We start from the raw sequence: 22749 nt of genomic DNA, 5'->3' as shown, positions 1-22749 counted from the left end.
TTGGTGCTGTCCGATGAGGAGGTGGAGCGTTTGAGTCTTCTATGGGTTTTTTATGAGGAAGATTATCAAACCGTCCGTTTAGATGAGCAGTTCAACCGGGAAGCTGTGATTGGACCTGAAATAGAGCATACAGTAACGATTCCTTCCCTTTCGTTTGATGAAGGATTGATTCGTTTATCTCCAGATGAAACGAATGACGGCTTTTCTCTTTATCAGGGCGAAAAAAAGAAAGGTCACTTACTTCCACATGAACCATATCAGGTTGGTTCACTCACACTCATGTTGATGGATTCACATCATGATCAAACCATTTATTACCTAGGAAATAGAGTCGAAGTGACTATTTCAAGTGAAGAAATAGATGAAGCGGATGTGTGGAAAGAACAAGCCCATTCAATGTTTCAAGATGCCAAATCCTTCACGTTGGAAAAAATAGAAGGCACTTGGTATGTCATTCCCCAAGATGAAACGATCTATGTGAACGGGAAACAGCTGCACGGTCCACAGCAACTTCTTGCTGGAGATGAGCTGTTTTGGAACCTTTTGACGCTGTCATTGAAAGATGATGATTTATTGCAAGTAACAGCATTTGAACCATTTCAAACACGTTTAGAAAAAACAAGACCGCCAAGTACCGAAACGAAACAAAAATATCCTTTATACAGACGAACACCGCGTTTGATTTACGATCTGCCAGATGACCGGGTGTCTTTCAGTTTTCCTTCACAGGAGAGTGAAAATAACGGCAGAGGACTTTGGCTTGTGGTTCTCCCGCCGCTTGTCATGCTGATTGTCATGGGGATCGTGGCCCTAGTACAGCCGCGAGGTATCTTTATTGTCGTGTCGATGGCGATGTTTATTATGACGTTAATTACTTCGTCCGTTCAATATTTTAAAGAGAAATCACAGCGCAAAAGACGAGAAGAGAAGCGGCAACGCGTTTACTCTCTTTACTTAGAAAATAAGCGGAAAGAGCTGCAAGAGCTGTATGACCGTCAACAATTTATTTTAACGTATCATTATCCATCATTTGAACAAATGAAATATTTGACGTCAGAAATTAGCGGGCGTATTTGGGAAAAGACGCTTGTCAGTGATGATTTTTTACAGCTGCGTCTAGGGACAGGTGCAGTTCCTTCAAGTTATGAATTATCGACGAGCGGCGGCGATATGGCCAATCGTGACATCGATGACTTAATGGAACAAACCCAGCATATGCAAAACGTCTATCGCGAGGTAAAAGATGTACCGATTACGTTCGGTCTTGCGGACGGTCCAACCGGATTAATAGGAAAACCAGCAATTGTCAAAAATGAGCTTCACCAGCTTGTCGGCCAGCTTGCTTTCTCGCACAGCTATCATGATTTGAGATTTGTTTTTATCTTTAATGAACAGGAGTATGAGAACTGGGAATGGATGAAATGGCTGCCGCACTTCCAACTTCCTCATACATACGGGAAAGGGTTTATATACAACGAACAAACACGTGATCAGCTATTGTCTTCTATTTATGAAATTTTGCGAGAGCGTGATCTGGAAGAGGAAAAAGAGAAAAAAATCTTTACGCCTCACTTTGTGTTTATCGTGACAAACCATGAACTCATTGCGGAACATGTGATTTTAGAATACCTAGAAGGCAGCCGGACGGATTTAGGCATCTCAATTATCTTTGCGGCAGAAACAAAGGAAAGCTTGGCTGAAAATATTTCAACGCTTGTTCGTTACATTAACGAAGAAGAAGGAGATATTCTCATTCAGCATAAGAAGGCCGTACGAATTCCATTTCAGCTGGATGCACATGAGCGAGCGGACAATGAGCTGTTTGCTAGAACCTTAAGAACATTAGATCATCAAGTCGGGATGACCAACTCGATTCCAGAAACGGTCTCCTTCCTTGACCTGTTTCATGCCAAACAGGTAGATGACATTGGCATTCGTGAAAAATGGCTGACATCTGAAACAGCAAAGTCATTATCTGTGCCTATCGGTTATAAAGGAAAAAACGATATTGTCGATCTGAATCTGCATGAAAAAGCACATGGCCCACATGGTCTATTAGCAGGAACAACGGGATCAGGAAAAAGTGAGTTTTTACAGACGTATATTTTATCCTTGGCTGTACACTTTCACCCGCATGAAGTGGCGTTCCTGCTCATTGATTACAAAGGGGGCGGAATGGCGCAGCCGTTCCGAAATATTCCGCACTTACTTGGTACGATCACAAACATTGAAGGCAGCAAAAACTTTAGTGAAAGAGCGCTTGCCTCTATTAAAAGTGAACTGAAGAAAAGACAGCGCTTGTTTGATCAGTATCATGTGAATCATATCAATGACTATACGAAACTCTATAAAGAGAAAAAGGCGGAACAGGCGATGCCTCATTTGTTCTTAATCTCTGATGAGTTTGCTGAATTAAAAAGTGAAGAGCCAGATTTTATTAGAGAGCTTGTCAGTGCCGCGCGGATTGGACGAAGTCTCGGTGTCCATCTCATTTTGGCGACACAAAAGCCCGGCGGGGTCATTGATGATCAAATTTGGAGTAACTCCCGCTTTAAAGTCGCATTAAAGGTACAAGATGCATCAGACAGTAAGGAAATTTTGAAAAATAGTGATGCAGCGTCGATTACCGTGACAGGTCGTGGATATTTACAAGTGGGGAACAATGAAATCTATGAATTATTCCAATCGGCGTGGAGCGGTGCACCGTATATGGAAGATGGCTACGGATCAGAAGATGACATTGCCATTGTAACGGACACTGGACTGATCCCATTATCAGGGGTAAGTACAGAGCCAGCAGTGAAAAAAGAGACAGTGACGGAAATTTCCGCTGTTGTGGATGAAATTGAACGTATGCAGCAGGAGCTTGGAATTGAAAAGCTTCCGAGTCCATGGCTTCCACCGCTTGAAGAGCGGATTCCAAAAACACGTTATGCATCAAGTGAAGAGCACGTCTTCCATTTCGCTCTTGTCGATGAGCCAGATCAGCAAAGCCAGCATCCACTATCTTATCAAATGATGGAGGATGGAAATATTGGCATCTTCGGTTCATCCGGCTACGGCAAATCACTTGCTGCAACAACACTGCTTATGAGCTTCGCAGAAAGATATTCACCTGAAGAATGGCATGCATATATTTATGACTTCGGTAACGGCACCTTGCTACCGCTTGCCAAACTTCCGCATACGGCTGATTATTTCTTAATGGATCAAATGAGAAAGATTCAAAAGTCGATGAAGCGTCTTCGTGAAGAGGTTGAATATCGCAAGCGTTTATTTAGACAGCAGGAAATGAGTCATATCAAAATGTATAATGCGTTGAATGAGAAAAAGCTTCCATTCATATTTATCGTGATTGACAACTTTGACATTGTGAAAGACGAAATGCATGAACTCGAATCTGAATTTATTCAGTTAAGCCGTGATGGACAATCGTTAGGCATTTATTTCTTAATCACAGCGACTCGTGTCAACGCAGTCCGTCAATCTCTTATGAACAACTTGAAAACAAAGATTGTCCATTACTTAATGGATCAAGGAGAGGCATACTCCATTATTGGCAGACCGAAATTCAGCTTAGAGCCAATTCCAGGACGAGTCATTATCAACAAAGAAGAGCTTTATTTTGCCCAAATGTTCCTGCCAGTTGAAGGAGAGAACGATCTCGAATTGTTTGAGCATTTAAAACAAGAGATCCAGCTTCTAGATGCTCGCTTTGAATCAGCTGAAAAACCAAAACCTGTGCCGATGCTTCCTGATAAGCTGACGGTCTGGGAGCTTGAGAGTCGTTTAGACGATCAAAAGCAGCCATATGACATTCCAGTAGGACTGGATGAGGAATCTGTGGCACCTGTTTACTTTGATTTGAAAAAGAATAAACACTGCCTCATTATCGGACAAACGCAGCGCGGGAAAACAAATGTGACCAAACTGATGCTTGATCAGCTATTAGTAGCAAAACCTGAGAAGCTGGCCGTCTTTGATTCGATTGATCGGGGGCTCTCTCATTATGCAAAAGAAGAGAACATTGATTACCTTGAAACAAAGGATGATATCACAGAATGGGCAGAGGAAATAGATCGTTTATTCAAGGTGCGTGAAGAGATGTACGTCGAAGCTGTGCGCCGGGGAGAGACTGATCAGTTGTCGTTCTCTCAAATTGTGCTTGTGATTGATGGCATTACGCGTTTTCAGCAGACAATCGACCCGCGTCTTCAAGATCAATTGGCTGATTTCATGAAATCATATGCACACTTAGGCTTCAGCTTGATCGCATCAGGAAATCATACCGAATTCAGTAAAGGCTATGATGCACTCACAAACGAAATCAAACAAGTTCGTCATGCCATGTTACTGATGAAAAAATCAGAGCAAAACATCATACCGCTTCCGTATGCAAGACAAGAACCAGAGATTCAGCCAGGCTTCGGATATTTGGTTGAAAACGGGAAAGAGAAGAAAATCCAGGTTCCTTTATGTGCGGTAGAAAGGAAGAGTGTTCAATGACAGAGCAGCAAAAAAGCTCCATCAAAATCGTGTCTACCATGATACTGATTCTCGTCTTGCCGGTTCTATTTTTCCATCTCATTGGGGATGATCCGGCAAAACAGAAAAAGAATGCCACACGTAACATAGCCGTGGTCAATGAGGATATGGGGGCGAGCGAAAGTGAAAATACCGCTCGTTTCGGACAGGATGTGGTGGCGGCATTATCAGAGCGTCCAGATTACACATGGACAGTCGTCAATCGAAGTGCGGCAGAAAATGGCCTGAAAAATAGAAAGTACGATGCAGTTCTCTATATTCCATCTGACTTCTCTAAAAATGTGCTGAGCTATGATAAGGATCATCCAGAGAAGGCATCTATCCAATTCTCAATCCAAGATCAGCTCAATGCAGTGAATAAAGAAAAAGTACAAAGAGAGCTAGAAAATGCTCAAAAGAAAATGAATGAACAAATGTCGACTTTATATTGGAGTTTTGTATCACAGGAAATCGGCAATGTCAGAGAAGAGTTTGAGCATATTGTTGGCAAAGAGGTCGAATTCCAAAACACGATGTACAACTTCTATAAGCCAAATTCAAACAAACTATCTGATGCCGTCCAGCAGCAGAAGAAACAAATACAAGAACTAAAAAATGCGATGGCCGATTCACAAAAACAGTATAAAGACGGTTTAAGTACAACAGAAGAAGCGAAAAGCCAGCTAAAGGATTTCGTAAAAGTAGTCGATCAATATCAGCAGTATCAAGACAAACAAAAGGATCTCTTGATCAAAGCGCAATCGACAAGTAAAAAACAAATCCAGCAAGGACTCAAACAGCTTGCGGAGATCCAAAACCAAAATGCCCGCAGCTTTAGCGATCAAATGGGCGGACTCAAAACCGACATCAATGGGGTCCAAAGTCAGCTCAAAACAACGGACAGCGCAATTCAATCTGTTCAAAAGGCAAGAGAAGACGCAATCCCTAAGCAATCGTCGGGATTAACGGACCTTGTGAAGGCGTCTCAAGAAGAACTGTTGAAGAATTATGAAGGTCAATACTTAGAGGCCTATAAAAGTAAGATCATCGCCTTGCAGAATAAGCTAGAAGCAAAAAGGCAAGAGCTAATCAACGCACCCGAGCAGCCAGCTGATCCTGATGATGACGGGCAATCAGATCAAGATAACGAGAACCCAGAAGAGATTGGCATTAACTTAGATGATGAAACAAATGAACTCTCGCAAATTTCATCGGAAATGAAAGATCTAGCCGATCAATTAGAAGATCAGACTGCACCTCCTACTAATGAAGATGATAAAGAGAGTGAAAATGGTCAGGATGCTGTTCAGCCAGATAACAGCGGCACGAATCAATCAAAAGACGACCTAAAAGCACTGTCTAATCGTTTAGAAGAAGTGAAAAAGAAGATTCAAGAAAAAGCGGCCGCTCATAACGACCAATTGAAAGACAAAGTAAGTCAAATGAGTAAGGAGCTTGAAAGCCTCACGAAAAAAGTAGAGAAGCTTGAAAAGATGATTCTAAGGTTACAAGATCGATATAACGTCATTCCGAATGAAATCAAAAATCAGGAATCCTCTATTTTAAACAAAGTGCAAGAGCTGAAACGAGTAAACTCGCCGATTGGCAACACTGTGAATACGAAAATATTTGATCAAGAGTTTAAAACAAATTCAACAAGCACCAAAAAGTTAATGGAATACTCCAATCAACTGTCTCAGCTAGAGATGATGCTTGGGAACCTATATCAACCAACAAACAATTCATCTCTACTAGACACAAAAGGAGATGAAATCCAGTCCATCCTTTCCATCAAAAAAGAAGAAACGGAAAACTGGGATACACTCAAAAATCAAATGCTGACGTCAAATGATGATGTGTCTACCTTTATTGATGAGATGCAAAAATTCTCAGATGGCTACGCAGAATACATTTCGACTCAGCAGGCAAGCATGGAACAGGAGTTAAATGCCATTTCTGAAAGTGCGGACACAGTAGCTGAACAAATGGCTGATCAAGGAGATGCGGTGTATACGGCAGACCTTGCGGGCAGTTCGATTGTTGTGAGTGCACAGGATTCAATTGGTCAGGAAGTGCTTCGTCTTTCTGAAAATATGAGTTCGTTAACCGACCGCCAAAAAGGGGTGGCGGATTATACGAATAATATTGAAGAAAGTGTCACAACCGTTCAAGAAAAAGCAGATACGTTGAACGAAAACTGGAGTAAGAATGTCAATTCTACGAAGCTTGTTCAACAAGATTTGAAGGGTATTTTAGGCAACACTTTAGACGATCAAGGCAACAGCAACTATGTGTATAACCATTTAGCCAATCCGCTGAAAATTAGCGGCGATGTGCCAGAAGAAAAAACGCAGACTGTACCGCCAGTAGTCATTTTGGTTATTGTCATGATCAGCAGTTTGTTGATTGGCTTTTTTAGCTCGTACTATACGTCAGCGCCAATGCTGGTCAAAGGTGCACTGTTTGGTATTTTAAATCTGTTAGTCGGGCTCATGATCAGCCTGTTTGGACTCAACATTTACAAACTAGCTGATGACCAAGCCATTCAATGGTCCATCTTTACGATTTTGCTGCTAGTGGCATGCTCTGCCTTTATTCGCACAGCTTTCCTTTTCGGTTCAATTGCCGGATGGATGGCAGCAACGGCGCTTATATTCTTCTTTGTTGCACCGTTAATTGATTTGGTCATGCCAAACTTCCATTTTACAAATCCAGTGACAGACGTGTATCTGTCTATCCAATATGGAAATGGAGACAACTTCGGTATGGGCATCACAGGGCTACTGATTTTAACGATATTGTTCATGGTCATTCCACTAGTGAAGAAGCTATGGAAAGACAAAACAGAGGAACGTGATGTCACTCATGAGGCTTAATCTATTCGTCAAAGGGATGGCACTTGGTGTCATATCCCTTTTTCTCCTCAGTCCTGCTGCTTTTGCTGCTACAGGTGAAGATACGGATACGAATGTCAAGCCGAATGAATATCAAGAAAAGAACCTCAATATTAATTCGAGTATATTGAGGGATCAAACGAAATACGAACAAAGCAAAACAACATCTAAAGTCAAAACGGACATTCACTTTGCTGACCCGCCTAAGACCTCTGGTGGTCAACTTTCGCCACAAATTTTTAGTGATCTGAAAGAAAATCCGCCTAAAACGCCAGCTCGTATGATGAAAGAGATGAATATCTCTTTCAGCGATTCGGCTGTATCAACGCCTTCTGGCGATGATCATGAAAAGCAGAGATCGGCGCTTCTGCCAATCATTTTTGGCATCTTGATCGCCTGTGGCATCATTGTCATGATCATTCTGATTCCAAAAGTGAATGTGAAGACGGAAAAGAAATAGCCTGCCTTTTGAAAAGGGCAGGCTTTTCTTTATGCAGATTGCTTGATGTGATACCGATTCACTATTTAAAATAGTGTTATCAAGGGAGGAGATTGTCATTCGAATTTCAATCGTCACAGGCGGATCAAAAGGATTTGGTTTAGCACTTGTCAAACAGCTACTTTCACGTGGGGATAACGTGTATACCGCTGCAAGAAGTGAGTCGCCACTATCCCACCCACACCTCACGCATTCACAGGTTGATCTCACTGATGAGGAATCGGCTGCAAAGTGGCTTCAGGGCATCTTGTCCTCGCAAACTCTCGCAGACGCTGATGACATCTTGCTTGTCAATAATGCAGGAATGGTGACTCCTATCAAACGTGCAGGGCAAGGCGGAGAGGATACGCTTCATCAGCATTATACGCTGAACCTTGTCATCCCTGTTTTGCTCAGCCATGTGTTTGTGAGGGAGACACAATCTCTTGATGGGAAGAAAACCATCGTGCATCTTTCTTCTGGGGCAGCTAAAAACCCGTACAAAGGATGGAGTGCCTATTGCAGTTCAAAAGCAGGGCTTGATATGTTTATGAGGACTTTACATGAGGAACAGCAGGACGAAGCATATCCTGTCACCACGTTTTCCTTTTCACCCGGTACGATTGATACGGATATGCAGGGAGAGATTCGGAAATCTTCCAAACAGGACTTTGAACAAATTGAGCGGTTTCAGCAATTACATGAAACAGGTACGCTAAAGAGCCCAGATGAAGTGGCCGGTATTTTACTAGACCTACTAGCAGATGACCCAGCTAGCGGTTGTGTATACGATGCCCGTGAGTATGAAAAAAAGCAGTCATAACGGCTGCTTTTTTCGTATTGTACAAGCAAAGACAGCTTATCGAGCATAAGCTAATTTTGAGACTCATCGGAAATATGACAGAACATTTGAGTTTCTTTTCAGAATATGTTAGGATGCTAAAAATATAGATAAGGAGGGGTTTCCATGAGAAAGGTTACATTAATGGATGTTTACACCCATCCAGTCGCTCAAAAATATTTAAATCGTTCAGGAAAAGCCCACGCCATTGCTTGTGCTTATCACGCATTCAAACTGGCGATGCAGGCGGGGATTAACCCGGATCTTGCTGTGAAAGCAGCACTCTTGCATGACATCGGCCACTATGAATGGTATACAGCAGGCGGAGAATGGGATTACGAGACATATAGACGAAATGATATTCATGCCATTAAAGGGGCAGAGCGGGCACATAAACTGCTCATACGGCTCGGCGAGGAACCAAAAGCAGCCAAAGAGATTGCCCTTGCGATTTTGCTTCACACAGATTCATATTTGCCAGAGGGCGACCTGCATAAGGACACACTCCAGCAAATTGTGAAGAAAGCAGATGAAATGGACGAAGAGCCTGGTGGACACCATCATTACAGACAAATAGATGAATCACTTGCGCTCAAAAAAATTGCTGATTTGGATGAGAAGGTGCAGCAGGCGCTTCAGCCCATGAAACGCTCTGTTTAATATGGAATATCTCCATGAATCGTTCCGTGCTGATCCACATACAATGTGCGGATCACAGTACGGTTAAATGCCGACGTCCCTGACGCAGTGAGACCTGTGTAATGAACCGTGACGGAATAAGCACCTTCTTTTTTCAATTGAACGGCAGATGAAGAGCTCGTTTTCAGTGGATGATCCAACTCGGCATCTTTAAAATAAGTGGTCTCTACAGTTTTGCTTAATCGTTTAATCAGCTTGCTCGAATGTGTCGATGCATCTCCTGATTTCGCTGCAGCGATTTTGATTTCTTCATTCAATGGTGAATCAAAGGATACAAGTAGCAAATAAGGATCCTTTTTTCCTGAATTTGATCGAATCGTCCATTTTCCTGGAACGGGTTTATTGATTTGCACATGGTGTGAATAGGCGCCTTCATATGGGAATGATGCTTCGGATGTCGTCAAATTGGTTAAGACATCTCCATTTGGCGCAACGATTTCCGGATTGGCTTCCTGTCTTTCATTTAACCACTGAATCGATAGGCCATTCGTTCCTTCCTCTACATAGAACGCTTCTGTTTTATCCTTTTCACTTTCTCCACCTTTCACATAAACGTTTGTATTTAGCTCCGAAGAGACTGGTTCTTGCTCTTGTTCGTCTTCACTTTCAGCGCTTGCGGTACTTGCACGCAGCTGTGCCTGAAATACGGGGAACATGCTTGTGCCGTTTTTGATCGAAAAGTGATCCCATTTTCCTGTTAAAATATTGTTTGCATATGCTAGCTTTGTGCTGCTGACCGTCACAGCGCCATCGTTTGCACCAAAGCTTTTTAAATACATGCCGCCTAAATAAAGCACTCCGCCAAAGGTTCCCCAATCTGAACCAGAATAGGTTACATACTTATGAGGGAACGTCTCCAGCTGGTCGGTTTCACTTCGAAAAGCTGCCATCATCCCGGTTTGCAGAGAATAGAGCGCGTCGCTCTTTTGTCCAAGGATTTGCGCAAGCCAGCTTCCGCCTTTGCTATAGGCTAAATCCGCAAGCGGCGTCCCATAGTGTGGAGAGCCAAGTGTGATGACTTTCTCTACATATGGATGAGCGTTGTAATACACGAGGGCAGCCTGCGTATCCACTCCGCCTTTACTATGACCGATTATGATCAGTTTTCTGCCGAAAAATTCATAGATTTCTTTTAACTTTTCTGCTAATAGTTTCCCATTCTTTTTCATGTCCTGATCTGGATACAAATCTATGAACGCGCTTTCGTATCCGTTCAGAACAGCTTGTTTTGCCATATCGTTTCGATCAGACCATGTGGAGGAAGAACTGTTTATGCCATGAACAAAAACAAGTGGGGGTTTTGACAGGTCTTTTTGTACCGGTTCTTCTCCTTTAAACCACTTCCCTGGTGTACCAGGTGCATCTCCAATTGTGCCTGCGTGCGCATAACTTGCAGAGGATAGTAAGAGCATGACAGCAACGATACAGATTAATTTTTTCAAGATCATTCACCTCTTCAAATAATTTAAGATGTTGGCAGCACCAATCTATTATACTTCTAAAAATTGTAAAAAAATATGAAATGTAAAAATACGGTAATAATGTTGTGGGTTTGCTGAGTGACACTCACATGGGTCATTGCATACGCTGTGGGTAAATACACAAGTAAAGGGGCAGGTAGCATGGCACAACAAGGAAGACCACAGCTTGTTTCATTAGTTGATCCATATGTTTATCAAACATTGCAGAAAGTAGTCGGTATGAGATTGATTGTTCAAACAGTGAAAGATACAGTACGTGGAAAGTTGAAGGAAGTGATGCCGGATCATATTGTGATTGAGGCGGGGGCAAAATCAGTGTTTTATGTGCGGATCCAGCAAATCGTGTCGGTGATGCCTGATCACAGTGAAAGAGTGTAACAAGCAGACGCACAGGTGTCTGCTTTTTTCAATGCTTACAGAATGTATATCTGGAAAAAGTGCATGATATACCAATTGTTCTTTTTTTTTCAAAAAATATGGTTCTAAAACAAGAAGCAGTTGACAGAAGGTGGGTTGAATAGTAGTTTTTTAATAAGGTCAATACGTAACAGGAGGAGCATCTTTGTTAAAATCTAAAGTTCATTTTTGGACATTCCAAATATTACTGGTTTTACTGATTGTGTATGTATCAACAAAAGTTTCATTTTTATTTCAGCCGATCATTTTATTTGCTTCAACGTTGTTTGTTCCTATTTTACTGGCAGGTATTCTCTTTTTCATCTTTAATCCGATTGTTCGATTTTTGTCGAAGAAGATACCTAGGACGCTCGCCATTCTGATTATTTATCTCCTATTCATCGGGCTTATCACGTTTGTTGTCAATGCTGCTGGACCTGTCATTGTCACGCAGGTGGGTGGACTTGTCAAAAGCTTCCCGGGGTATGTCACGGACATGCAGAAATTTATCAACGATTTCTCGCATTCTAAAACATTTACGTGGATGATGAACCAAGATTATGTGTCTGTTTCGAAGTTTGAACAGTCGATCGTTTCGACATTAAAAGATTTACCGGAAAATATTGCTTCCAGTATGTCGGCGGTGTTTGGCGTGATTGCAAATATTGCCCTCGCTGTCATTACCGTTCCATTCATTTTATTTTACATGCTAAAAGACGGGCATAAGTTTCCGGACAAGCTCGTTCAATTTTTGCCAATGCCTTACCGTAAGGAAGGATTGAAGATTTTTAAAGAATTAAACGATACGCTTGCTGCTTACATACAAGGGCAAATCGTTGTTTGTTTATTTGTCGGAGTTGCTTGTTTTATCGGATACTTATTAATTGGTGTGAAATATGCGCTCATTCTCGGCATCATTATTGCGGTGACAAATGTCATTCCATATCTTGGGCCATATCTTGGTGCGGCGCCAGCTGTGCTCATTGCTTTTCTTGATTCGCCTGGAAAAGCGGTTGTGACTGTTATTGTCATTCTTGTTGTTCAGCAGATCGATGGAAACGTCATTTCTCCATTGATCATTGGAAAACGTCTCAACACACATCCGTTAACAATTATCTTGCTATTAATTGGGGCAGGAAGTTTTGGCGGAATCCTTGGCATGATTTTTGCCGTTCCTGTCTATGCGCTGCTGAAAGCCATCACACTCAATATTGTCAGATTGGTTCAGCTGCGTCAGCGCTCTCGAAAAGAACAGCATTTAAACGTTTAGGGCAGATGCACAACTTTTCCCTTTTTGCATAACATAACTCACATAAGCGAATAGGGAGGAGAAGGAAGATGCCTGCGATTGTTGGACCCATCCATATTGAGTCTTTAGGCGGAAACGGCTCGGCTACTTTTGGTGACGTTCTCGCCATTGCCCCTTTGGCTGTAGATCACTCGACCGGTGGAGCGGGCGCTTTTAATTCAGGTGATTATATGTCCCTGACAAGCGATCCGAATGCCACCATGCTTTGGGACTTTACACTGTTTGGCCAGCCTCAATCATTTAATGCATAAAAGACAGCTGATCATATGACATATCAGCTGTCTTTTTTATGTTGGATAGACACGTATTGTTCCGCTAGGCATATGATGAGGGTAGTAAAGGTGGTGGAAAGATGCCAGCAATTGTTGGACCCATTCATATTGACCGTGTCATAGGAAACGGTTCTGCACATTTCGGCGATGTGTTTGCCATTTCGCCAAAAAGTGTAGATCATTCCGCTGGTGGTTCAGGCACCTATAATGCAGGAGACTTTGTTCAATTTTTCAACAATCCGAACGTCACATTTGTGTGGGATTCAAACCTGATCAGCCAGCATAAGAGCTTTAACGCATAGCCAGCTTTGAAAGGGTCTCCTTTTCAGAAGCTGTCTTTTTTTATGGTACAATGGATAGAAGAAGGAAGAAGAAAAAGGGGGGAAAACACGTCAAATGAAAATAAGAAAAGCGCATCTGACAAGCGGGCAACCAACAACCTACAATGTATATTTACATGAAAATAAAAAAGAATATAAAACGCTTGTCGCTGTACCTGATATGGAATGGAGTATTTCTATTGCGTATGAAGACGAAAAAACGCAGCTTGAGCAAGCACTAGAACAATCTTTAAATAAAAGAGTAGAAATAGACGAAGCCCGTGAACTCGCACAAAAAATTGTGCACTGGGTCACAGAAATGTAAATTCAGAAACCAGGAGTGAACACAGCAATGAAAGAAGAATCCGTAGACTTTTATTTGCAGCAAGGGATATTTGGACATGCTGAAACAAAACCAGATGAACGAAGAATGTTTCTCGGCTCATTAAGAGAACGTGCACTTCTCGCTCTGACAAAAGGACAAGTATCGAGACATAAATCGTATCAAGAGGTAGAGCAAGTATTGAAGGCAAACCGAGAGGCCACTGTTCTTTTAAATGGTGAATTGTCATATGCTTCTTATTCTCCATATGTCAAAATGGCAAATGCCGCTGGTTGTTCTTTTAAAGTGGTCAACCATCACGAGTCACATTCACCTTTTGGGCTTGTGATAGAGGTGCCGCATGCGATCAATCAAGAGCACATCTATATAGAAGATGAGCTTTTTCAAAAAGCTTTTTCTCGTGAATCTGTTGAATAGGTTTCCCTAGTGAAATGAATAAGCTATAATGATTCAAAAGAGCATATGGGAGAGATGCGGATGGGCAAAGCATTGATTTGTATTGATTATACAGTTGATTTTGTTGCAGACGATGGAAAACTGACGTGCGGAAAGCCTGGACAGGCGATTGAGTCGAAGATCACAGAGATCACTTCTTCATTTATTGATGAAGGACACTTTGTTGTTTTTGCCGTCGATCATCATGAAGAGCAAGATCCATATCATCCAGAGACAAAGTTATTTCCGCCCCATAATATTCGCGGGACAGAAGGAATTGAACTTTACGGAAAACTAAGTTCACTATTTCACACGTCAACACATTTAAAACATGTCTATTATATGGAAAAAACAAGATACTCTGCTTTTGCAGGCACTCAATTAGAAATGAAACTGCGCGAGCGTGGCATCACTGAACTTCACCTAGCCGGAGTGTGTACCGATATTTGTGTACTTCATACAGCTGTTGATGCGTACAATAAAGGCTTTGAACTTGTGATTCATGAGAATGCCGTGGCGAGTTTTAATGAAGCGGGGCACGAGTGGGCACTTTCTCACTTTGAGCATACGCTTGGTGCGAAAGTGGTTAAGTAAGGGAAGGAGAATGGAAGTTGGAGCATCGGTTTATTGACGACAGTTTATCACTACATACAGATCTTTATCAAATTAACATGGCAGAAACGTATTGGAGAGACGGCATTCATGAGAAGAAGGCAGTCTTCGAACTCTTCTTTAGAAAGCTTCCATTTGACAACGGCTTCGCTGTATTTGCTGGTTTAGAGAAAGCGATTGAATATTTATCGGACTTCTCCTTCACCGAGAGCGACCTTGCATATTTAAAAGATGAACTCGGTTATAAAAGCGATTTCATTGAATACTTAAGCGGATTGTCTTTTACAGGGACACTTCATTCAATGCGAGAAGGAGAAATTGTCTTTGCGAATGAACCTATTATGCGCATCGAGGCAACACTTGTTGAAGCGCAGCTAATTGAAACGGCGCTGCTCAACATCGTGAACTTCCAGACGCTAATTGCAACAAAGGCGGCTCGTATTAAAGGAATCATTGAAGATGAGACAGCATTAGAATTCGGAACAAGACGTGCGCATGAAATGGATGCAGCCATGTGGGGAGCAAGAGCAGCACTGATCGGCGGATTTCAGGCAACAAGTAATGTCCGTGCAGGGAAACGCTTCAATATTCCCGTATCAGGCACACATGCCCATGCCCTTGTACAAGCATATCGCGACGAATATACTGCATTTAGAAAATATGCCGAAACACATACAGACTGTGTCTTTTTAGTGGATACATATGATACGGTCAGATCAGGCATTCCAAATGCGATTAAGGTAGCGAAAGAATTCGGAGACAAGATCAACTTTATTGGGGTCAGACTTGATAGCGGAGACCTTGCCTACTTGTCTAAAAAGGCGAGAACGATGCTGGATGAAGCTGGATTCCATGACGCAAAAGTCATTGCATCAAGCGATCTTGATGAACACACCATTATGAACTTAAAAGCACAAGGTGCAAAAATTGATGTATGGGGTGTTGGAACGAAACTGATTACCGCATTCGATCAGCCAGCTCTTGGTGCTGTATATAAGCTTGTATCGATTGAAGAAAACGGTCAGATGAATGACACGATCAAAATTTCTTCTAACCCAGAGAAAGTGACAACACCAGGCCGTAAACGAGTGTATCGCATTATCAATCAATTGAATCATCACTCTGAGGGAGACTACATTGCCCTTGAAGAAGAAGATGTTCAAAGTGAAGATAAGCTGAAAATGTTCCATCCAGTTCATACATTTATCAGCAAATTTGTGACAAATTTTGTGGCAAAGGACCTTCATGTCCCAATTTTTGAACAAGGGAAGCTGGTGTATGATAATCCAGATATCCAAACGATTCAAGCATATGTGCAGGACAGTCTCGGACTCTTCTGGGAGGAATACAAACGAATCAGCAAACCAGAAGAATACCCAGTCGATTTGAGTCAAAAATGCTGGGATAATAAGATGCAGTTTATCCATGATGTGAAAAATAAAATCAAAAAAGAGCTTTATGAAAGCTGATTACCCCGGGAAAGGAGATCATCAAGCCAGATGGTCTCTTTTTTTTCATGTTGGACGATTCAAAATGAACCTTATGGGCAATCATTTGGTATACTGAAAGCACATCTTGTTTGTCATTGCATAAAGGAGGAATGGAGCAGTTGAGGGTGTTTGTTGCAAGGCAGCCTATTTTTAACAGAAAAGAACAAGTCGTATCATACGAGCTGCTTTATAGAGATAGTGAAACCAATACATATAGCGCTGAAGATGGTGATCAAGCGACAACGGACCTCATTATCAATAGTTTTTTAAACATTGGCATCGAAACACTGACAGAAGGAAAACGATGCTACATCAATTTCACCGAAAGCTTGCTTTCGTCTGATCTGCTCACTTATTTTGATCCACATCAGCTTGTGATCGAAATATTAGAAAATGTACCGATTACCCCGGCACTTATTATGAGATGTAAGCAATTAAAAAAGTGGGGATACACGATTGCGCTCGATGATTTCTTTCTGAGCGGAACACATTTTCATGACAAGTTACTCGATGAACTCCTCTATTGCATTGATATTTTAAAAATTGATTTTCTGAAAACAACATGTAAAGAACGAAGAGACATTTTACATACATATAAAAAGTATCGACTTCGATTCCTTGCTGAAAAGGTAGAAACGCGAAAAGAATATGAAGAAGCGTTAGAAGCTGGCTTCCATTTGTTTCAAGGATATTTCTTTAGTGAGCCGCACGTCATTTCGGGACGAGCCTTATCGACTAGCTTCCACGCATACCATCAGCTATTGAATGAGCTGAGCAAGGAGCAGCCGAATATTCAGACCGTGACGCATTTTATAGAAAGTGATCTTTCTCTTTCATATCAATTATTAAAAATGCTGAATTCTGGCGGCATGAGACGTCTTTATCAAATCAAGAGTATTCGTCAGGCGATTATCCTGCTTGGGTTTAATGAAATACGGCGATGGATCTTTATCCTTTCATTTAAAGAACTAAATGTCCAAGCCAACTCAAGCCAAAAGGAAATCATCAAAATGTCGTTCATTCGTGCCAAAACGTGTGAACTCATTGCTAGTCGGACTGAACGAGAGCATCCCGCTTCTTATATGCTAACAGGTATGTTTTCACTCATTGATACGCTTGTCAGGGCGGACATTACTGAACTTGTGAAAGAACTGCCTCTTTCGGATGAAGTAGGTGAGGCACTGCTTGGCTATGAAAATGACTATTTCCTTGTGTTAGAGATTGCCAAACGTATTGAACGAAATGAATGGGATGATGAGATGTTAGGTGGAAGTCTCCCTAAGCAGGAAGCCTACGGCTGTTATATAGAAGCCATTGAATGGTGTCATAAAATGTTTGAATCTTAAGAAAAGCCGCTCCCACTAGAGCGGCCTTTTTCTTTGTTATCCCCACTGTAAAAGTAGAAAAAGCCTACTGGAAGAGAGGGATAAGTAGATGCGGATGCCTTCTGGACTAAAGCGGATATCGATATTGCTTTTCACCCCAATCTGCTTCAGCATTCGAATCACACTTGCGGTGTCAGCACGTTCAGCAGCTTCCATGATTCGCTGTCCAAACGAAAGCGAACCGGAAATCTGCTGTGTAATGAGGGATGCATCAGCCACGAGACGGGTTGATTCCTTTGCAGCCTTTTGAAACGCATGAGCATCTACTGGAGGAAAAGTCATAGGTGTTCGCGGGTATGCGTTCCCCATTGCGGGAACCTGCAAAGGCGGATAAGGAACATAGTAAAACACATGGTCACCTCTTCTCTCATTGAAGTGAATTTGGACGGATATCTGTTCTAAATGTATGAAGAAAATCCGAATAAAGAATCAAAATGATCTTTCTACCTTTGCATATTCATCATAAAAATAGGTACTTTTGCGGTCAATTTCGGTGAATGTCGCCAAAAAATTGCGGTGTCTACAGTAGAGCCTGTCGTCTGACCTATAACATGAAAAACCGAGGAAATAGAGGGGATCGTATGTTCTGTATCGTGAGAATTGTGACGAATGATGCCTGTTCATGTCGGAAAAATGACGTATTTCCTTTGAAATTGAGATAAAAGTATCATTTGAAAAGTCTGAAAATGATGAAAAAAGACCTATTGAATTTTGCGGTATCACGCACACATTTTGTGCATACTTTTCGGTGAAAAAATACTCAATAGCATTTACACTGTTAGTAACAGATCAAATACTTATGACCCAATCAACATACACAAATACATTGATCTTCCAAAAAAGGAGAGTGGAATCGATGGAAAAGTATGAAATCGAAGAACTTAAACAACTATTATGGAAACTTGAAAACGAAATTAGAGAAACAACGGCTTCTCTTCATAACATTAACAAAAGCATTGATCAATACGACAAATATGAATATGTGAAAATTTCTTAAAGACTTGATAACCATCAAGTCTTTTTTTTATCCAAATACATACAAAAAAAGGATATATTATTATATAATTGTTAAATAGTGATGTCAGTGGACATTTGCTTATTTCTTTTTAGTAAAATAAGAGGCGAGAGGGTGAGGATCAAGATCGAGTATGCTAAACTATCTAGAGAATACAAAAATCAAGCAGAAAATGTCTGATTTTATTCAACATGCAGTCAGGCAAAATGATTTACAAAAGCTGCTTCTCGAATTTACAGATATAAAGAATGAATTTCCTTTTGGGCAATTGGCTTACCAACATTATGAGGCATTTGGCGGACAAGACAAGCAAGCGATTACAAAACTGGCAGCAGGGATTGAACTTCTCATCTTATCTGCCGATATATTAGATGATATTGAAGATCAGGACAATGATTCGTATCCTTGGATGAAATGTCAGAGCGGAATTGCGATTAATGCGGCGAATGTTCTCTTTGCATTGAGTTTTGATGTGTTTTCAAAGCTTGATCATGGAGCGAAGCTTTTAAACAATGTATATTCTTATTCCATTCAGTCAATGCAAGGGCAGCATATAGATATGACACTGGAGCCAGAGAATGAGCAGGATTGTTTAAATATCATGAAGTTAAAAGCAGGGTCACTGTTTGTATTACCTTGTGTGTTAGGTGTTGTTTTGGCAACAGGTTCTTTTGAAAAGAAGGTAGAAGAATATGCTTATTACCTAGGAATGGCGGAACAGCTTGAAAATGACTATCTAGGTCTTTTTAATAAAGATAATATTGACTTTAAAAGAATGCAAACATTACCGCTAGTTTACTTGAAAAATGAATTTAATCCTTCCAGTTCTGACTTGCTCAGTTATTTTCAATCAAAGGATAAGAGTGCCGGCTCTGAAGAATTAAAGGATAAATTAAAAAAATCTGGTGCTCAGCAATATGTATTTATTATGAGAAACCTTCTCAGAAATAAGTTTAAAGAAGCATTCAAGAAACTACATTTAGAGGCTTCAAAAAAGAAAAAACTGATACTTTTTTTAAATGGAGATGGAGAAGATGAAAATTCAGGAATTGGTTAGTTATTTAGTGGAGAATCCTTCAACATTAAATCAAATCGCTAATGGGAACGCATCATTGCTTCACGTTGATCAAGAAACTGCAAGTATTATTGTTGACGGATTTCGGAAAGAAGACGTTATTAAAGCAATCATATGGGCAACTGCTTGAGTAGATAAATATTATGAGAAAGTTTTACTCTAAGTTAACAGTTATATTAGTTATCCTTAGCTTCATCTATGTGATTTACATCTCTTATATCAACGTATTTAATATTTTTGTTGGAGCAGCTGTTAAGGAAAATAGTCAGGGTCAACTTGAGGTAGTGGATGTCGATAATTTTACAGATAGCTATCTAGCTGGAGTTAGGAAAGGCGATATCATACTTGAAGTGAATGGGAATAAAAAACCAGTTGAAGAAGTTAAAAGAGGTTTTTTAGCTAATGTTAAAAGTTTAGTCGTTGATAGACATGGTGATAAAATTGATTTAGAGAATGTAAGGTTATTGAGTCAAGCGAATCTGTTTATTTATCTAATACCAGTCATTCTTTATTCCATCTGTCTATTTTGTATATTTATGATTTTAAAAATGAATAAAGCAAACCAAAAAGAGTCAGCTTATATTTTAGCTTTATTTCTTTTGGCGGTGTCTATAGGTTATGTAAGTTCTGGTGGTTCTGGAAAAGGTGAGGCTATCAGTCGTATTCTTGTAATCGTTACAATGAATATTGTACCTCCACTATATATGCACTTTATGTATCAATATTTAAAAGAATTAGGAACAGAGATTATTCGTCGTCGAGTTCTTTTTTATTTGTATCTAGTTCCAGTGACTAACGTTTTATTAGTTTTATTCTATAAAAATAAAGCAGGACCAGTAGATCTATTAGCATATGTCAATTTACTTTCATTTTTTGTTCTGGCTTTCCTTTCGATTATTATCACTATAAGGGCTGCTAAAAAATTGAAAGACAATGAAGTCAGCAATGTACTTCGAGCATTTGCACTCATTTTAATCTCAGCATTCAGTCCATTCATGCTATTTTTTATCATTCCTTATTTTTTTGGTATATATTTTATTTCACCGTATGTTGTTGCATCGTTTGTTCTTTTAATTCCTTTTTTCTTAGTCTATCAATTTATGTCAAATAAGCTATATAATGTTGATTTCTTTATGGGAAGGATTAAATACTACGGTTTTTTAGCAATTACACCAACAATACTAGTGGTTGTTCTTTTTGATTTTATTCAAAAGCCAAATGCAAATTTCTATACAGTGAAATTTACGATTATCACGTACATTCTTATGCTTACCGTCTTCTACTTTAAAGAAATTATCGATTTCCGTTTTCGATTGAAGCGTTTTTCAGAGAAGCATAATTATCAGGATAGTGTATTTAAATTTACACAGCTTATTCGTGAGGCGTCATCACTTCATCAAGTATTGTATCATTTAAAATACACCATCTTAGAAGTACTTGTTGTGAACAAAGCCTTTGTGCTTGAAGTGAAGGCAGATGGACAAATTGTTGAAATTGATGAATCAATAGAAGAAAGCCAGCTATGGAAAGAGTATGTGGACCAATTTCAAGATATTTTAGGTGAAGTTGGTAAAATCATCGGGCTTGATAAAGGGTTTATGATGAAAATTGGTGAGCGGGGCGGTCACTCGTTTGTGATTTGCTGTTTATCTAATTTACGGACACCTAAGCTGACCCGCGATGAAATTTCATGGCTGAAAACATTGGCATTTTACACAAGTGTCAGTTTAGAAAATGTCGTCAAGATTGAAGAATTGATGGAGCATCTTGAGGATTTGAAACAGCGGGAAGCCAATCCCGCCTGGCTGAAGAAAGTCATGTTCGCCATGGAAGAAAAGCAGCGCTCAGATTTAGCGAGGGATCTTCATGATTCTGTGCTGCAGGATTTGATTTCACTGAAGAGACAGTCCGAGATGTTCTTAACCAATTTCCAAAACAACCAATGCCCAACATCTATTGAAAATTCGCTGATCTCTTGGAATGAACAAATGTCTAAGGTGATTCAAACCACGAGAGAAACATGTCATGAACTTCGGCCGCAGCTCCTCTATGATTTGGGGTTAGTGAAGGCAATTTCGAAGCTGACTTCGCAAATTCAAGAGGAAGCGCCATTTCATATTAGGCTGAATACAACCCGCTTTGATAAAGAACTGGACATTGATATTGACTCACAGCTGAATATTTACCGGATTGTGCAGGAGCTGTTATCCAATGCGTTGAAGCATTCTAAGGCCAGCCAAGTCTTAGTGATGCTCATTTGTATTAAAGATCAAGTTGTTCTCCATTATGAGGACGATGGAGTCGGATTTGATGCAAGCCAGCTTGATCAGCACACGATGAGCATGGGTCTTTCTGGCATAAGGGAACGAGTCAAAGCTCTAAATGGAAAGCTTCAAATTCACACAGCACCTGAAAAAGGGCTCAAGGTGAAAATTGAAATGGAATTGTAACGATTTCTTAAGGAATAAGACTTGGCATCTGCCAAGTCTTTTATATAAAATGGAAGTGAGTGATTTAAAGGGAGGAAGACATGAAGAAGATATTGGTCATTGATGATCATCCGGCTGTCATGGAAGGGACAAAAAGCATATTAGAATCAGATCAGCAGCTATCAGTCGATTGTTTAAGTCCTGATGCAGAAGGCGCCTTTTTAAAGACGCATGACTTTTCCATCTATGATGTGATCTTGATGGATTTAAATCTCGGGGATATCAATGGAATGGACATTGCCAAACAAATTCTAGAAACGAATCAACAAGTGAAAATTATCATTTATACAGGATATGAAGTAGATGATTATTTCGAAGAGGCCATTCGAGCTGGATTGCATGGTGCAATAAGTAAAACAGAGACAAAAGACAAAATTATTGAATACATACACCGCACATTGCAAGGAGAAGTTGTCATTCAGCTATCCTATTTAAAGAAATTAATTTCACAGCAGCAAGAGAAGCCAGAACAGGCGCAGCAGACGGATCATGAGCTGTTAACAGAGCGTGAATGCTTAATCTTAAGAGAAGTGGAAAAAGGGTACACAAACCAAGAGATCGCCGATGTGCTTCATTTGAGCAAACGCTCGATTGAATACAGTTTGACCTCCATCTTTAATAAGCTGAATGTTGGATCTCGAACAGAAGCGGTGTTAATTGCAAAATCGGAAAGTGTCCTGTAAACGTGTGA

Annotated in this window: 21 protein-coding genes; 19 read left to right on the top strand and 2 right to left on the bottom strand. The window is 40.5% G+C overall.

The annotated features are described in order from the left end of the window. The first annotated feature begins 30 nt into the window (after positions 1-30). The 5 genes from essC (at position 31) to FBF75_RS05745 (ending at position 9397) form a co-directional block, all read left to right on the top strand. Complete coding sequence (gene essC, locus FBF75_RS05765; RefSeq protein ID WP_136944517.1) at positions 31-4506, top strand: type VII secretion protein EssC; 4476 nt, start codon at positions 31-33, stop codon at positions 4504-4506. Next, the gene (esaA, locus tag FBF75_RS05760; protein ID WP_136944516.1) at positions 4503-7400 is read left to right on the top strand and encodes a type VII secretion protein EsaA; all 2898 of its coding nucleotides are present in this window, start codon (positions 4503-4505) and stop codon (positions 7398-7400) included. Before essC ends, esaA begins: the two co-directional genes overlap by 4 nt. Further along, the gene (gene essA, locus FBF75_RS05755; protein WP_017367967.1) at positions 7381-7878 is read left to right on the top strand and encodes a type VII secretion protein EssA; all 498 of its coding nucleotides are present in this window, start codon (positions 7381-7383) and stop codon (positions 7876-7878) included. Before esaA ends, essA begins: the two co-directional genes overlap by 20 nt. Before the next feature lie 97 nt (positions 7879-7975). Further along, positions 7976-8719 carry a (S)-benzoin forming benzil reductase gene (locus tag FBF75_RS05750; protein WP_026050140.1) on the top strand — a complete coding sequence of 248 codons (744 nt, stop codon included), beginning with the start codon at positions 7976-7978 and terminating at the stop codon, positions 8717-8719. A gap of 144 nt (positions 8720-8863) precedes the next feature. Next, a complete protein-coding gene (locus tag FBF75_RS05745) occupies positions 8864-9397 on the top strand; it encodes an HD domain-containing protein (protein ID WP_007500462.1) in 534 nt (177 codons plus the stop codon). Here the strand turns inward: FBF75_RS05745 and FBF75_RS05740 are convergent. Then, on the bottom strand, positions 9394-10878 hold the full coding sequence (locus tag FBF75_RS05740) for an esterase/lipase family protein (protein ID WP_017367965.1): 1485 nt from the start codon (positions 10876-10878) through the stop codon (positions 9394-9396). The two genes, FBF75_RS05745 and FBF75_RS05740, sit on opposite strands and share 4 nt — an antisense overlap. 180 nt (positions 10879-11058) lie before the next feature. On the opposite strand from FBF75_RS05740, the gene FBF75_RS05735 reads away from it, so the two are divergent. The 9 genes from FBF75_RS05735 to FBF75_RS05695 all read left to right on the top strand — a co-directional run bounded on the left by FBF75_RS05735 (position 11059) and on the right by FBF75_RS05695 (position 17440). Further along, positions 11059-11295 carry a YuzF family protein gene (locus FBF75_RS05735; protein WP_135226218.1) on the top strand — a complete coding sequence of 79 codons (237 nt, stop codon included), beginning with the start codon at positions 11059-11061 and terminating at the stop codon, positions 11293-11295. Positions 11296-11479: 184 nt separating this feature from the next. After that, the gene (locus FBF75_RS05730) at positions 11480-12583 is read left to right on the top strand and encodes an AI-2E family transporter (protein ID WP_008345881.1); all 1104 of its coding nucleotides are present in this window, start codon (positions 11480-11482) and stop codon (positions 12581-12583) included. A 68-nt stretch (positions 12584-12651) separates the two neighbouring features. Beyond that, positions 12652-12873, top strand: a complete 222-nt coding sequence (locus FBF75_RS05725) for a spore germination protein (RefSeq protein ID WP_008345880.1) — start codon at positions 12652-12654, stop codon at positions 12871-12873. A gap of 101 nt (positions 12874-12974) precedes the next feature. Then, on the top strand, positions 12975-13196 hold the full coding sequence (locus FBF75_RS05720) for a spore germination protein (protein ID WP_076821018.1): 222 nt from the start codon (positions 12975-12977) through the stop codon (positions 13194-13196). 94 nt (positions 13197-13290) lie between these two features. Then, the gene (locus tag FBF75_RS05715) at positions 13291-13539 is read left to right on the top strand and encodes a YueH family protein (RefSeq protein WP_008345876.1); all 249 of its coding nucleotides are present in this window, start codon (positions 13291-13293) and stop codon (positions 13537-13539) included. Positions 13540-13566: 27 nt separating this feature from the next. Further along, positions 13567-13974 carry a YueI family protein gene (locus FBF75_RS05710; protein ID WP_007500468.1) on the top strand — a complete coding sequence of 136 codons (408 nt, stop codon included), beginning with the start codon at positions 13567-13569 and terminating at the stop codon, positions 13972-13974. Positions 13975-14034: 60 nt separating this feature from the next. Further along, entirely contained in the window at positions 14035-14586 is a 552-nt protein-coding gene (locus tag FBF75_RS05705; protein WP_025207909.1) for a cysteine hydrolase family protein, read from the top strand. Between the two features lie 17 nt (positions 14587-14603). Further along, complete coding sequence (locus FBF75_RS05700) at positions 14604-16073, top strand: nicotinate phosphoribosyltransferase (RefSeq protein ID WP_007500472.1); 1470 nt, start codon at positions 14604-14606, stop codon at positions 16071-16073. A gap of 140 nt (positions 16074-16213) precedes the next feature. Continuing rightward, positions 16214-17440, top strand: a complete 1227-nt coding sequence (locus FBF75_RS05695) for an EAL and HDOD domain-containing protein (protein ID WP_025207907.1) — start codon at positions 16214-16216, stop codon at positions 17438-17440. Positions 17441-17476: 36 nt separating this feature from the next. On the opposite strand, the gene FBF75_RS05690 is transcribed toward FBF75_RS05695, so the two are convergent. After that, on the bottom strand, positions 17477-17830 hold the full coding sequence (locus FBF75_RS05690) for a YuzC family spore coat inner layer protein (RefSeq protein ID WP_019744042.1): 354 nt from the start codon (positions 17828-17830) through the stop codon (positions 17477-17479). Positions 17831-18335: 505 nt separating this feature from the next. On the opposite strand from FBF75_RS05690, the gene degQ reads away from it, so the two are divergent. The 5 genes from degQ (at position 18336) to comA (ending at position 22741) form a co-directional block, all read left to right on the top strand. Then, positions 18336-18476: a degradation enzyme regulation protein DegQ gene (degQ, locus tag FBF75_RS05685; protein WP_003213123.1), complete on the top strand. Its 141-nt coding sequence runs from the start codon at positions 18336-18338 to the stop codon at positions 18474-18476. Between the two features lie 151 nt (positions 18477-18627). Further along, entirely contained in the window at positions 18628-19551 is a 924-nt protein-coding gene (locus tag FBF75_RS05680) for a polyprenyl synthetase family protein (RefSeq protein WP_008345863.1), read from the top strand. After that, a complete protein-coding gene (comX, locus tag FBF75_RS05675; protein ID WP_008345861.1) occupies positions 19529-19699 on the top strand; it encodes a competence pheromone ComX in 171 nt (56 codons plus the stop codon). Before FBF75_RS05680 ends, comX begins: the two co-directional genes overlap by 23 nt. Before the next feature lie 13 nt (positions 19700-19712). After that, positions 19713-22019, top strand: coding sequence for a sensor histidine kinase (locus FBF75_RS05670; RefSeq protein ID WP_017367961.1), 2307 nt, complete (start codon positions 19713-19715; stop codon positions 22017-22019). A gap of 80 nt (positions 22020-22099) precedes the next feature. Continuing rightward, entirely contained in the window at positions 22100-22741 is a 642-nt protein-coding gene (gene comA / locus FBF75_RS05665) for a two-component system response regulator ComA (RefSeq protein WP_007500477.1), read from the top strand. Positions 22742-22749: the final 8 nt, after the last annotated feature.

The sequence above is a fragment of the Bacillus sp. S2(2019) genome, assembly GCF_005144805.1.
In the GTDB taxonomy this organism is placed as follows: Bacteria; Bacillota; Bacilli; order Bacillales; family Bacillaceae; genus Bacillus; species Bacillus altitudinis.
Note: the sequence above shows the minus strand (reverse complement) of the source record. Positions and strands in the feature narration are given on the sequence as shown.

Bases quoted from the DNA above. Each gene is read 5' to 3' on its own strand.
- comX (WP_008345861.1), top strand. From the start codon at position 19,529: ATGAAAATTCAGGAATTGGTTAGTTATTTAGTGGAGAATCCTTCAACA.
- FBF75_RS05670 (WP_017367961.1), top strand. From the start codon at position 19,713: ATGAGAAAGTTTTACTCTAAGTTAACAGTTATATTAGTTATCCTTAGC.
- FBF75_RS05710 (WP_007500468.1), top strand. From the start codon at position 13,567: ATGAAAGAAGAATCCGTAGACTTTTATTTGCAGCAAGGGATATTTGGA.
- comA (WP_007500477.1), top strand. From the start codon at position 22,100: ATGAAGAAGATATTGGTCATTGATGATCATCCGGCTGTCATGGAAGGG.
- esaA (WP_136944516.1), top strand. From the start codon at position 4,503: ATGACAGAGCAGCAAAAAAGCTCCATCAAAATCGTGTCTACCATGATA.
- FBF75_RS05705 (WP_025207909.1), top strand. From the start codon at position 14,035: ATGGGCAAAGCATTGATTTGTATTGATTATACAGTTGATTTTGTTGCA.
- degQ (WP_003213123.1), top strand. From the start codon at position 18,336: ATGGAAAAGTATGAAATCGAAGAACTTAAACAACTATTATGGAAACTT.
- FBF75_RS05720 (WP_076821018.1), top strand. From the start codon at position 12,975: ATGCCAGCAATTGTTGGACCCATTCATATTGACCGTGTCATAGGAAAC.
- FBF75_RS05745 (WP_007500462.1), top strand. From the start codon at position 8,864: ATGAGAAAGGTTACATTAATGGATGTTTACACCCATCCAGTCGCTCAA.
- essA (WP_017367967.1), top strand. From the start codon at position 7,381: ATGTCACTCATGAGGCTTAATCTATTCGTCAAAGGGATGGCACTTGGT.
- FBF75_RS05680 (WP_008345863.1), top strand. From the start codon at position 18,628: ATGCTAAACTATCTAGAGAATACAAAAATCAAGCAGAAAATGTCTGAT.
- FBF75_RS05735 (WP_135226218.1), top strand. From the start codon at position 11,059: ATGGCACAACAAGGAAGACCACAGCTTGTTTCATTAGTTGATCCATAT.
- FBF75_RS05725 (WP_008345880.1), top strand. From the start codon at position 12,652: ATGCCTGCGATTGTTGGACCCATCCATATTGAGTCTTTAGGCGGAAAC.
- FBF75_RS05715 (WP_008345876.1), top strand. From the start codon at position 13,291: ATGAAAATAAGAAAAGCGCATCTGACAAGCGGGCAACCAACAACCTAC.